The following is a 12,973-nucleotide window of genomic DNA, read 5'->3' as shown; positions in this document are numbered from 1 at the left end:
TTCTCCTAGAAAAACGCCAGGGTCATGTTGACGCTGATTCCATTGCCTTCAGGGCGGTTCTTGGTGTCGAACTCCGGCACCCAGCGCGCATTGAAGTTGGCCTGGGCATCGGCGAACTTGCCGGTCCAGCCCACTGTCGGGCCGGCACCCACGGAGCGACCGCGGAAACCGCTGTCGGCGCCGGACCCCGAGTCATCAGTAACTTGCTGGATGTAACCGGCGGCGATACCGGCGTTCCAGCCGTTGCCAAAGCCGTGGGTCCATAACGCATCGAGGGTGTAGATGTTGCCGTTGCGATAATCGGTGGCATCGTTCTCGGTGTAGAACTCCAGGCCGCTCGACAGCGTGAATTCGCCGCCCTTGCCGTCCAGATGAGTGAACGCCACGGTCGGCATGAAGGTGTAATTGTTCTGCCCGGGGTTGGCCAGGCGATCGTCGTTGTAGGCGCCGGTGGGCACGTAGATCGGCAGCGAGAACGATATGTGATTGAGTTCGTCGAAGTGATAGCCGGCGGCAATCGGCGTCACCAGCATGTCGGCGAACTGCGTGCCAGTGTCGGAAGAGCCTAGTGTTCTGCCTCGGGGACCGGTGATGTTGGCCGTGATGTCGGTGTACTGCACCGGAACGCCAACGGCCGATGCATAGTTCCAGCGACCCTTGCCGGTGTCCCAGACATGGGTGAAGTTGGCCATGGTGTAGGAAACCTTCATGTCCAGCCCGGTACTGGTGGCCCCCACCAAAGGCACCTGGGCGTTGCCCTTGAGGTCGCCGTCGTACCAGATGCTGGTCAGGGACATGACCCAGCCGGGTTCCGGCGGCACGATCCCGGCATTGGAGAACACTTGCTGGCCGGTGATCGGCCGTCCGACACCACCTTCAGCCGCCAGTACCAACGGGCTGCCGCTGACCATGCACAGCGCCAACAACAGGGGGCGCACTACGAGAGGCCTGATCATGACTGACTCCACTTATTGTTTTTGATTGACGGGGTTCAACAGCGGCATTTTCCATTCGCCGTTGCTGACTTGCGGTTTTGGCAAATACCAGCGTTCATGGATAGCTGTTTTATGGCCTGGGCGGGTTAGTGCGGCGATTGCTCGGCGAACACATCGAGCGCGTGGTGCGTACGCAAACCGGATGGAATGGAGCACAGAAAAGGAGGGCGTATCAGTCGAGAGCCTTGCGGCGTGCGACAGGTTGGACGGGGTGTTGGGGTGTGCCCGGGTATAAAGGCAAGGCGTATGCAGACTCACCAAAAAAAAGGCGCGCATCTCCATATTTTTCGACATGATTCCCCCGATTCCCTGGTGGCTCATTGGGTACTCGGCCTTATTTTTGGCCGTTACTCCGTAATCTCTTTCTGAACGAGCCGTAGGACGCGTCAGATAGAGTTAAGCATCTAAACATGAGTTAGCCAGTCGAATGAGTTAATTCTTTCGTTTTGTGTGCAGGTTCTCGTTGTTTTTTTGTGTACTAAGAAGTTAATACGAAACAAGGGGTTGCCGTCTGGAGGTGATCTGTCGGGGGAGGATGGTGGCTAGGGGTGTAGGCAATATCCCGCAGGGACAGAGCGTGCTTGCGACTGAGGTTTGCAACCAGTAAACAGGGGCGACTGATCGGCACTATCCCGAGCAGGCTCGCCCCAGCCGGGGATTCAGTTTTTCTTCGCCTGCTCCCACACACGCTCTTCCTGCTCGCGCAGTTCCGGCGTGAACTCGGCACCAAAATCTTCGGCTTCAAACACCTGACGAATCTCGATCTCGGCCTCGGTGCCCGGCATCGGGTTGGGGCAGCGCTTGACCCATTCGATGGCTTCTTCTTTGGACTTCACTTTCCACAACCAGAAACCGGCGATCAGTTCCTTGGTTTCGATGAAGGGGCCGTCGATTACCGTATGTTTGTCACCGGAAAATTTTACCCGTGCGCCCTTGCTGCTCGGGTGCAGGCCTTCGCCCGCGAGCATGATGCCGGCCTTGACCAGTTCCTCGTTGTAGTTGCCCATGGCCGTCAGCAGTTCCTGGCTGGGCATGACGCCGGCTTCGGAATCCTGGCTGGCCTTGATGATGATCATGAATCGCATGGTGTCGTCTCCGTTGCAGTTGAGTGGCTCGATTTATAGTCGAACGACGGTGGAGCCATTCGACAGAGTGTTAACAAAAGTTTTCGCCGATGACGTGTCACGTGCCTTTCGTCATGAACATCGGGTGGCGGCGGGTGAGGGCGTACTCTGTACTTTTGCCGACTTGTTCGGCTAACACACAAACCCTGTGGGAGCGAGCTTGCTCGCGATGGCGTCAGATCAGTCGCCCGCGATGTTGAATGACATTGCGCTTTCGCGAGCAGGCTCGCTGCCACGGGTTTGTGGGTTGTATCCAGTTTTGTATCTTGTTACATGACAATTCATGTTTGGCCATAGGTCGCAGGACAATTTCATGGTTAACTTCGGCCTCGTCAAAATTCTCCACCACAACGTTCAGAAGGACTCCGTTCATGGCTCAAGTCACCCTTAAAGGCAACCCGGTTCAAGTCAACGGCCAACTGCCACAAGCCGGTTCCAAGGCGCCAGCCTTTTCCCTGGTTGCCGGCAATCTGTCCGACGTCACCCTGGCGAGCTTCGCCGGCAAGCGTAAAGTGCTGAACATCTTCCCAAGCGTTGATACCCCGACCTGCGCCACTTCCGTGCGCAAGTTCAATGCCCAGGCAAACGACGTGGCCAACACCGTTGTGCTGTGCATTTCGGCTGACCTGCCGTTCGCCCAAGCCCGCTTCTGCGGCGCCGAAGGCCTGGAAAACGTACAGAACCTGTCGACCCTGCGCGGTGCCGAGTTCATCCAGGACTACGGCGTTGCCATCGCCGACGGCCCGCTCAAAGGCCTGACCGCCCGTGCCGTGGTGGTTCTGGACGAGAACGACAACGTGCTGCACAGCGAGCTGGTTGGCGAAATCGCTGACGAACCGAATTACGAAGCAGCCCTTGCCGTATTGAAGTAAGTAAAGCTTTACAATTGTTAACGGCCTGGCTCTGTCCAGGCCGTTTTCATTTGTGTTTCAGTGTCTTGGATAAATCTCCTGCTACGTAAGCCAAAGGTAAATTGCCGGTAAAGGCGCTTTGCTTAAAACCCGCCAGTGCTTATCGTTCAGCCTCATGTAAAAAAGCCCACGCGCCCAATGGTTGATCACTCAATGCAATCCTCCGCTTCCCGTAGTCCCCGTCGCTGGCTGTTCGGCCTGCTTGTCCTGTTGGTCATCGCTGGCTTGTGCTGGAAGTTCTGGCCCGGCAGCGCTGCACCCAAAGAGGCTGCGGGGCAGAAAGCCGTCGCCGGGCAAACCGGCAGGTCAGGCGGAATGCGACCTGGATTCGGTGGCGCGTCCGGACCGGTACCGGTGCGAGTGGCGCCGGCGGTCAAGGGGGATTTCCCGCTTTATTTCAAGGCGCTGGGCACGGTCACGGCGCTGAATACCATCAATGTCCGCAGCCGCGTCGGCGGTGAGCTGGTCAAGATCCATTTCGAAGAAGGGCAGATGGTCAAGGCCGGCGACCTGCTGGCCGAAATCGACCCGCGCCCTTACCAGAATGCCTTGCTCCAGGCCGAGGGCACCTTGCTGCAGAATCAGGCGCAGCTGAAAAACGCCCAGGTCGACGTCGAGCGCTATCGCGGCCTGTACCGCGAAGACAGTATTGCCAAGCAGACCCTGGACACCGCCGAAGCGTTGGTCGGTCAGTTCCAGGGCACGGTCAAGACCAATCAGGCGGCGGTCAACGACGCCAAACTCAATCTCGAATTCACCAGGATCCGCGCACCGATCACCGGTCGCGTCGGCCTGCGTCAACTGGACGTCGGCAACCTGGTAGCGGCCAACGACACCACCGCATTGGCGATCATCACCCAGACCCAACCGATCAGCGTGGCTTTCACCCTCCCGGAAAACAGCCTCGACACCGTTCTGGCCCGTTATCGCAGCGGCGCCAAGTTGCCGGCTGAAGCCTGGGATCGCGGTGATACCAAATTGCAAGCCACTGGCGTGCTGCAGAGTCTGGACAACCAGATCGACGTGACCACCGGCACCCTGAAATTCAAGGCCCGTTATGAGAACCGCGATCAGTCGCTGTTCCCCAACCAGTTCGTCAATGTGCGCCTGCTGGCCGATACCCTCAAAGATGTAGTACTGGTGCCTTCGGCCGCGATCCAGTTCGGTACCAACGGTACGTTCGCCTATGCCCTGGACGGTGACAAGAAGGTCAAGATCCGTCAGTTGAAAGTCGGCGCCAGTGACGGCGTGAACACTGTGGTCACCGAAGGCCTGTCGGCGGGCGACCGGGTCGTGTTGGAGGGCACCGACCGCCTGAAGGACGGCAGCGACGTGGAGGTGGTCAATGACAGCCAGGACGTGCCGACCACGCCAACCGAACACCTGCAAGGCAAGTCAGCGGTCAACGCGGCTGAGCCTGCGACCACTGACAAGGCGAAAAAGGGCGGCGCATGAATCTCTCGCGGCTGTTCATCCTTCGCCCGGTAGCCACCACGCTGAGCATGCTGGCCATTATCCTGGCCGGCGTCATCGCCTATCGTCTGCTGCCGGTGTCGGCGTTGCCCCAGGTCGATTACCCGACCATTCGCGTCATGACCCTGTACCCCGGCGCCAGCCCGGATGTCATGACCAGCGCGGTGACCGCACCGCTTGAGCGGCAGTTCGGGCAAATGCCCGGCCTGACGCAAATGGCTTCTACCAGTTCGGGCGGGGCGTCGGTGCTGACCCTGCGGTTCAGCCTCGACATCAACATGGACGTGGCCGAACAGCAGGTGCAGGCAGCGATCAACGCCGCGACCAACCTGTTGCCCAAGGACCTGCCGGCACCACCGGTGTACAACAAGGTCAACCCGGCCGACACGCCGGTGCTGACCCTGGCCATCACCTCCAAGACCATGCTGTTGCCCAAGCTCAATGACCTGGTCGATACGCGCATGGCGCAGAAGATTGCCCAGATCAGCGGCGTCGGCATGGTCAGCATTGCCGGCGGCCAGCGCCAGGCCGTGCGGATCAAGGTCAATCCGGAGGCCTTGGCCGCCAATGGTCTGAACCTGTCGGACGTGCGCACCCTGATCGGCGCCTCCAACGTCAACCAGCCCAAGGGCAACTTCGACGGCCCGACCCGGGTCTCGATGCTCGATGCAAACGATCAACTGACGTCGCCCAAGGACTACGCCAACCTGATCCTGGCCTACGCCAATGGCGCACCGCTGCGGCTCAAGGACGTGGCACAAATCGTCGACGGCGCCGAGAACGAGCGCCTCGCTGCGTGGGCCAACGAGAACCAGGCCGTGCTGCTGAACATCCAGCGTCAGCCCGGCGCCAACGTCATCGAGGTGGTGGACCGGATCAAGGCCCTGCTGCCGAGCATCACCGACAACCTGCCGGCCGGCCTCGACGTGGTGGTGCTGACCGACCGCACCCAGACCATCCGCGCCTCGGTCAAGGACGTGCAGCACGAATTGCTGATCGCCATCGCCCTGGTGGTCATGGTCACCTTCCTGTTCCTGCGTCGCGCCAGCGCCACGATCATTCCGTCGGTGGCCGTGCCGCTGTCGCTGATCGGTACGTTCGGCGTGATGTACCTGGCAGGCTTCTCGGTCAACAACCTGACCCTGATGGCCCTGACCATCGCCACCGGTTTCGTGGTGGACGATGCGATCGTCATGCTGGAGAACATTTCCCGATTCATCGAAGAAGGCGACAGCCCTCTGAACGCTGCGCTCAAAGGCGCCAAACAGATCGGTTTCACCCTGATCTCCCTGACGTTGTCGCTGATTGCCGTGCTGATCCCGTTGCTGTTCATGGCGGATGTGGTCGGGCGTTTGTTCCGCGAATTCGCCATCACCCTGGCGGTGGCGATCCTGATTTCCCTGGTGGTGTCCCTGACCCTGACGCCGATGATGTGCGCGCGGTTGCTCAAGCGTGAACCCAAGGAAGCAGAGCAGGGCCGCTTCTATCGTGCCAGCGGTGCATTCATCGACTGGATGATCGCCGCCTACGGACGCAAGTTGCAGTGGGTGCTCAAGCACCAACCGCTGACCTTGATGGTGGCCATCGGCACTCTGGTGCTGACGGTTTTCCTGTACATGGTGGTGCCCAAGGGCTTCTTCCCGGTGCAGGACACCGGCGTTATCCAGGGTATTTCCGAAGCACCGCAATCGATTTCCTTCACCGCCATGAGCGAGCGCCAGCAGGAACTGGCCAAGGTGATCCTGGCCGACCCGGCGGTCGAGAGCCTGTCGTCCTATATAGGCGTGGATGGCGACAACTCGACCCTCAACAGCGGCCGATTGCTGATCAACCTCAAGTCGCACCACGACCGCGACCTGAGCGCCACGCAAGTGATTGCCCGGCTGCAACCGGAGCTGGACAAGCTGGTGGGCATTCGCCTGTTCATGCAGCCGGTGCAGGACCTGACCATCGAAGACCGGGTCAGTCGCACGCAGTACCAGTTCAGCATGTCGTCACCGGACTCGGCGTTGCTGAGCCTGTGGAGCGGGCGTCTGGTCGAGGCCCTGGCCGACCGGCCGGAATTGACCGACGTCGCCAGCGATTTGCAAGACAAGGGCTTGCAGGTCTACCTGGTGATCGACCGCGATGCGGCGTCGCGGGTTGGGGTGTCGGTGTCGAACATCACCGATGCGTTGTACGACGCCTTTGGTCAGCGGCAGATATCCACGATCTACACCCAGGCCAGTCAGTACCGCGTGGTGCTGCAATCGCAGTCCGGCGAGAAGATCGGCCCGCAGGCGCTGGAGCAGATTCACGTCAAGACCACTGATGGCGGGCAGGTGCGCCTGTCAAGCCTGGCGCACATCGAAGAGCGTCAGGCGCAACTGGCGATCACCCACATCGGCCAGTTCCCGGCGGTGATGATGTCCTTCAACCTGGCGCCCGGCGTGGCCTTGGGGCATGCGGTCGAGATCATCGAGCAGGTGCAGAAGGACATTGGCATGCCGATTGGCGTGCAGACCCAGTTCCAGGGCGCGGCGCAAGCGTTCCAGGCTTCGTTGTCGAGCACCTTGCTGCTGATACTGGCGGCGGTGGTGACCATGTACATCGTGCTGGGCGTGCTCTACGAGAGCTACATCCACCCGATCACCATTCTTTCGACCCTGCCGTCAGCGGCGGTGGGCGCCTTGCTGGCGTTGATCCTGAGCGGCAATGACCTGGGCATGATCGCGATCATCGGCATCATTCTGCTGATCGGCATCGTGAAGAAGAACGCGATCATGATGATCGACTTCGCCCTCGACGCCGAGCGCAACCAGGGCATGGACCCGCAAACGGCGATCTATCAGGCGGCCTTGCTGCGTTTCCGGCCGATCCTGATGACCACCCTGGCCGCGCTGTTCGGTGCCGTGCCATTGATGCTGGCCACCGGTTCCGGCGCGGAACTGCGCCAGCCGTTGGGCTTGGTGATGGTCGGCGGGCTGTTGCTGAGCCAGGTGCTGACGCTGTTCACCACGCCGGTGATCTATCTGTATTTCGACCGTCTCGGTCGGCGCTGGGGCCGCAAGCCTGAGTCCGCGGAAGCGGTAGAGCAGCCATGAATCTTTCCGGACCTTTCATCAAGCGCCCGGTCGCGACCATGTTGCTGAGCCTGGCGATCATGCTGCTGGGCGGCGTGAGCTTCGGTTTGCTCCCCGTGTCGCCGCTGCCGCAAATGGACTTTCCGGTGATCGTGGTCCAGGCCAGCCTGCCGGGGGCGAGCCCCGAGGTGATGGCGTCCACCGTGGCCACGCCTCTGGAACGCTCCTTCGGCAGCATTGCCGGGGTCAACACCATGAGCAGCCGCTCCAGCCAGGGTTCGACCCGGGTGATCCTGCAATTCGACCTGGACCGCGACATCAACGGCGCGGCGCGGGAAGTGCAGGCGGCTATCAATGCCTCGCGCACCCTGCTGCCGAGCGGGATGCGCAGCATGCCGACCTACAAGAAGGTCAACCCGTCCCAGGCGCCGATCATGGTGCTGTCGCTGACGTCGGATGTGCTGGAAAAAGGCCAGCTCTATGACCTGGCCTCGACGATCCTGTCCCAGAGCCTGTCCCAGGTGCAGGGCGTTGGTGAAGTGCAGATCGGCGGCAGTTCGCTGCCGGCGGTACGTATCGAGCTTGAACCGCAGTCGTTGAACCAGTACGGCGTGGCCCTGGACGATGTGCGCAACACCATCGCCAATGCCAACGTGCGCCGGCCCAAGGGGTCGGTGGAAGACGATCAACGGCTGTGGCAGGTCCAGGCCAACGACCAGCTGGAAAAAGCCCGGGACTACGAGTCGCTGATCATCCACTACAACGGCGGCGCGGCCCTGCGCCTGAAGGATGTGGCCAAGGTCAGCGATGGCGTCGAGGACCGCTACAACAGCGGTTTCTTCAACGACGACGCGGCGGTGCTGCTGGTGATCAACCGGCAGGCCGGCGCCAACATCATCGAGACGGTCAACGAGATCAAGGCGCAGTTGCCGGCGTTGCAGGCGGTGCTGCCCGCCAGCGTCAAGCTGAACCTGGCCATGGACCGCTCGCCGGTGATCAAGGCCACGCTGCACGAAGCGGAAATGACCCTGCTGATCGCCGTGGCGCTGGTGATCCTGGTGGTGTTCCTGTTCCTCGGCAACTTCCGCGCCTCACTGATCCCGACCCTGGCGGTGCCGGTGTCGCTGGTCGGCACCTTTGCCGTGATGTATCTCTATGGCTTTTCGCTGAACAACCTGTCGCTGATGGCGCTGATCCTGGCCACCGGGCTGGTGGTGGACGATGCCATCGTGGTGCTGGAGAACATTTCCCGGCACATCGACGAAGGCGTGCGGCCGATGCAGGCCGCGTACCTGGGTGCCCAGGAAGTCGGTTTTACCTTGTTGTCGATGAACGTATCGCTGGTGGCGGTGTTCCTGTCGATCCTGTTCATGGGCGGGATCATTGAAAGCCTGTTCCGCGAATTCTCCATCACCCTGGCGGCGGCCATCGTGGTCTCGCTGGTGGTGTCGTTGACCCTGACCCCGATGCTCTGCGCCCGCTGGCTCAAGCCGCACACGCCGGGGCAGGAGAACCGTCTGCAACGCTGGAGCCGACGAACCAACGACTGGATGGTCGGCAAATACGCCACCAGTCTCGACTGGGTGCTGCGCCACAAGCGCCTGACATTGCTCAGTCTGTTCGTGACAATTGGTGTGAACATTGCGCTGTATATCATTGTTCCTAAAACATTTTTACCGCAGCAGGATACCGGCCAGCTGATCGGTTTCGTGCGCGGCGACGATGGCCTGTCGTTCAGCGTGATGCAGCCGAAGATGGAGATTTTCCGCCGGGCGGTGTTGAAGGATGAGGCGGTAGAAAGCGTCGCCGGGTTCATTGGCGGCAATAACGGCACCAACAACGCCTTCATGCTGGTTCGCCTCAAGCCGATCAAGGAGCGCAGCATTTCGGCGCAGAAAGTCATCGAGCGCCTGCGCAAGGAAATGCCCAAGGTTCCCGGGGCACAACTGATGCTCATGGCGGACCAGGACCTGCAATTCGGTGGCGGTCGCGAGCAGACCACCTCGCAGTACTCGTACATCCTGCAGAGCGGGGATCTGGGGGCATTGCGCGAGTGGTACCCGAAAGTCGTGACCGCGCTCAAGGCCTTGCCGGAGCTGACGGCGATCGATGCGCGGGAAGGCCGGGGCGCCCGGCAAGTGACCCTGATCGTCGACCGTGACCAGGCCAAGCGCCTGGGTGTCGACATGGACATGGTCACGGCGGTGCTGAACAACGCCTACAGCCAGCGGCAGATTTCGACCATCTACGACAGCCTCAACCAGTATCAGGTGGTGATGGAGGTCAATCCGAAGTACGCCCAGGACCCGATCACGCTCAAGCAGGTCCAGGTGATCACCGCCAATGGCGCGCGGATCCCGCTGTCGACCATCGCCCATTACGAGAACAGCCTGGAAAACGACCGGGTCAGCCACGAAGGTCAGTTCGCCTCGGAAAGCATTGCCTTCGACATGGCCGAAGGCGTGACCGTGGAGCAGGGCGGTGCCGCCATCGAGCGGGCGATTGCCAAGGTCGGCCTGCCGGAAGACGTGATCGCGAAAATGGCCGGCACCGCCAACGCTTTCGCGGCGACTCAAAAAAGTCAGCCGTGGATGATTCTGGGGGCGCTGGTGGCGGTGTATCTGGTGTTGGGTGTGTTGTATGAAAGCTACATTCACCCGCTGACGATTCTCTCGACCCTGCCGTCGGCCGGGGTCGGCGCATTGCTGTCGATCTATGCGCTGGGCGGCGAGTTCAGCCTGATTTCGTTGCTGGGGCTGTTTCTGCTGATCGGCGTGGTGAAGAAGAACGCGATTCTGATGATCGACCTGGCGTTGCAGCTGGAACGAAACCAGGGCATGGCCCCGCTGGAGTCGATCCGCAGCGCCTGCCTGCAACGTTTGCGACCAATCCTGATGACCACGCTGGCGGCGATCCTCGGTGCCTTGCCGTTGCTGCTCAGCCGCGCCGAAGGGGCGGAAATGCGCCAGCCGCTGGGCCTGACCATCATCGGTGGGCTGATCTTCAGCCAGGTGCTGACGCTTTACACCACCCCGGTGGTTTACCTCTATCTCGACAGACTGCGCCATCGCTTCAATAAATGGCGTGGCGTGCGTACCGATGCTGCCCTGGAAACTCCGCTATGACTGAACGTTCGTTTTTCAACCTGGCTGCGCCGCTGCTCACGGCTCGAGGCTCGCGCCTGTTGAGCCTGTCACTGTGCGTGGCGATGCTCAGTGCCTGCGCCGTCGGCCCGGATTATCAGCGCCCGCAAACCGCCGAGCCTGTGCAGTACAAGGCCGCAGAGGGCTGGCGTCAGGCCAATCCGAGTGATGCCCTGGCGCGTGGTGCGTGGTGGGAATTGTATGGCGACCGGCAGCTCAACGACCTGATCGAAAAACTCAATAGCGCCAACCAGACCGTCGCCCAGTCCGAGGCTCAGTACCGCCAGGCCCAGGCCTTGGTGCGCAGCGCACGGGGGGCGTTTTTCCCGACGGTGGACCTGAACGTCAGCAAAAACCGTTCAAGCCAGGGCACCGGCAGCAGCAACTCCAGCCTGAGCAGTTCGTCCAGCGGTATTCGCGACACGTACTCGGCCCAAGCGGGCGTCAGTTGGGAGGCGGACGTTTGGGGCAAGCTGCGCCGGGGCCTCGAAGCCGACACCGCGAATGCCCAGGCCAGCTTTGCCGATCTGGCGGCCATGCGCCTGAGCCAACAGTCGGAGCTGGTGCAGAATTACCTGCAATTGCGGGTGATCGATGGCCAGAAACGCCTGCTCCAGGACACGGTCGAGGCTTATCGGCGCTCGTTGAAGATGACCGAAAACCAGTACCGCGCCGGCGTATCGGGCAAGGACGCGGTGGCCCAGGCCCAGACGCAGCTCAAAGGCACCGAAGCCGATATGGTCGACTTGATCTGGCAACGCGCCCAGTTCGAGAACGCCATCGCCGTGCTGATCGGCCTGCCGCCTTCGCAGTTCAGCCTGGCGGAAAGCCAGGACATCCCGCAGTTGCCGCAAGTGCCGCCGGCACTGCCTTCACAGCTGCTGGAGCGTCGCCCGGACATTGCTTCCGCCGAGCGTTCAGTGATGGCCGCCAACGCTAATATCGGCGTGGCCAAGGCCGCCTATTACCCCGACCTGACCCTGAACATGAACGGCGGTTACAGCAGTAGCACCTATGCCAACTGGATCAGTCTGCCGAACCGTTTCTGGTCGGTCGGACCGCAATTGGCCATGACCCTGTTCGACGGCGGCCAGCGCTCGGCGGAAGTCGACCGCAGTGAAGCGGCCTATGACGAAACGGTGGCCAAGTACCGTCAGACCGTGCTGGACGGATTCCGCGAAGTGGAAAACTTCCTGGTGCAGCTCAAGGTGCTTGAGGACGAAGCTGTCGTGCGCCAACAGGCACTGGATGCTGCCCGGGAATCGTTGCGCCTGACCCAGAATCAGTACAAGGCCGGTTTGATCGCGTACATCGATGTGGTGGTGACCCAGGCGGCGGCGCTAAGCAATGAACGCAGCAACCTGGACCTGTTGCAAAGCCGCCTGATCGCCAGCGTGCAGTTGATTGCCGCGTTGGGGGGTGGCTGGGACGGGCAGCTTGAGGTGAGCGATAGCCGATAGCGCAATCCCTGTGGGAGCGAGCTCACCCCCACAGGTTTTGTGCGTTAGAAAGGAGTTAATGTAAAACCTTAAAACAAGCGTTTCATCGGACTGATGGCCCTTTGCTCATTTTGTGAGTGCGTTCTTATTTGGAATCAGTACAATCGCCGCATTTTCCCCCCAGCGAGAATCAATACCAATAAGGGGGGCATTCGCGAGAAGTCTCCATGCTCATCGGCAGCTATTCCCCCACCCTGGTCATCATTTCGCTCTGCGTAGCGATTCTCGCTTCATACACCGCACTCGACCTTACCGGACGCATCGCCACCGCCAAAGGCCGCGCCGTGCATTTGTGGACGGCGGGCGGGGCCGTTGCCATGGGCATCGGCATCTGGTCGATGCACTTTATCGGCATGCTCGCGTTCAAGTTGCCGATCGATCTTGGGTATGACGGCGCCATCACCCTGTTGTCGCTGCTGATCGGCGTGCTTTCCAGCGGTTTTGCGCTGTGGCTGGTCAGCCAGCCGCAATTGCCGGCCTGGCAACTGGCCTTTGGCGCGTTGGTCATGGGCGCCGGCATCAGCGCGATGCACTACACCGGCATGGCCGCCATGCGCATGCAACCGGGCATCGACTACGACCCGACGCTGTTCGGCGCCTCGCTGTTGATCGCGGTCGGCGCTTCGGGCGCGGCATTGTGGATCGAGGTCAGCAAGGCAATGCTCAGCACCGCCAACGTGGTGATCAGCACCAGGTTGTCCAGGCCATTGCCGCTCAATCCATTGACCGCTGCGCCACAAAAACTGCCGTCGGCAAAGCGTGCGGC

The 12,973-nt window shown here is 61.1% G+C and carries 9 protein-coding genes; 6 read left to right on the top strand and 3 right to left on the bottom strand.

Translation table 11 applies throughout. The features are described from left to right. Window positions 1-5: 5 nt before the first annotated feature. The 3 genes from BSF44_RS18730 to BSF44_RS18725 all read right to left on the bottom strand — a co-directional run bounded on the left by BSF44_RS18730 (window position 6) and on the right by BSF44_RS18725 (window position 2,080). Window positions 6-956: a transporter gene (locus tag BSF44_RS18730; RefSeq protein WP_095944776.1), complete on the bottom strand. Its 951-nt coding sequence runs from the start codon at window positions 954-956 to the stop codon at window positions 6-8. 12 nt (window positions 957-968) lie between these two features. Continuing rightward, window positions 969-1,289, bottom strand: a complete 321-nt coding sequence (locus tag BSF44_RS29880; protein ID WP_141250055.1) for a hypothetical protein — start codon at window positions 1,287-1,289, stop codon at window positions 969-971. Window positions 1,290-1,654: 365 nt separating this feature from the next. Next, window positions 1,655-2,080, bottom strand: coding sequence for a YciI family protein (locus BSF44_RS18725; protein WP_095944775.1), 426 nt, complete (start codon window positions 2,078-2,080; stop codon window positions 1,655-1,657). Window positions 2,081-2,490: 410 nt separating this feature from the next. Between BSF44_RS18725 and tpx the strand changes: the two genes are divergently transcribed. The 6 genes from tpx to BSF44_RS18695 all read left to right on the top strand — a co-directional run. Beyond that, window positions 2,491-2,991, top strand: coding sequence for a thiol peroxidase (gene tpx, locus BSF44_RS18720; protein ID WP_095944774.1), 501 nt, complete (start codon window positions 2,491-2,493; stop codon window positions 2,989-2,991). A gap of 177 nt (window positions 2,992-3,168) precedes the next feature. After that, window positions 3,169-4,485, top strand: a complete 1,317-nt coding sequence (locus tag BSF44_RS18715) for an MdtA/MuxA family multidrug efflux RND transporter periplasmic adaptor subunit (protein WP_095944773.1) — start codon at window positions 3,169-3,171, stop codon at window positions 4,483-4,485. Then, window positions 4,482-7,586 carry an MdtB/MuxB family multidrug efflux RND transporter permease subunit gene (locus BSF44_RS18710; RefSeq protein WP_095944772.1) on the top strand — a complete coding sequence of 1,035 codons (3,105 nt, stop codon included), beginning with the start codon at window positions 4,482-4,484 and terminating at the stop codon, window positions 7,584-7,586. The genes BSF44_RS18715 and BSF44_RS18710 overlap by 4 nt, the downstream gene beginning before the upstream one ends. Beyond that, window positions 7,583-10,690 carry an efflux RND transporter permease subunit gene (locus tag BSF44_RS18705; protein ID WP_095944771.1) on the top strand — a complete coding sequence of 1,036 codons (3,108 nt, stop codon included), beginning with the start codon at window positions 7,583-7,585 and terminating at the stop codon, window positions 10,688-10,690. Before BSF44_RS18710 ends, BSF44_RS18705 begins: the two co-directional genes overlap by 4 nt. Then, complete coding sequence (locus BSF44_RS18700) at window positions 10,687-12,168, top strand: efflux transporter outer membrane subunit (protein WP_095944770.1); 1,482 nt, start codon at window positions 10,687-10,689, stop codon at window positions 12,166-12,168. The genes BSF44_RS18705 and BSF44_RS18700 overlap by 4 nt, the downstream gene beginning before the upstream one ends. Before the next feature lie 206 nt (window positions 12,169-12,374). Continuing rightward, window positions 12,375-12,973 (top strand): MHYT domain-containing protein (locus tag BSF44_RS18695; RefSeq protein ID WP_305887001.1); only part of this gene is annotated, 599 nt, incomplete at its 3' end.

It is taken from the genome of Pseudomonas sp. ACN8, from assembly GCF_002303925.1.
Lineage (GTDB): Bacteria > Pseudomonadota > Gammaproteobacteria > Pseudomonadales > Pseudomonadaceae > Aquipseudomonas.
Note: the sequence above shows the minus strand (reverse complement) of the source record. Positions and strands in the feature narration are given on the sequence as shown.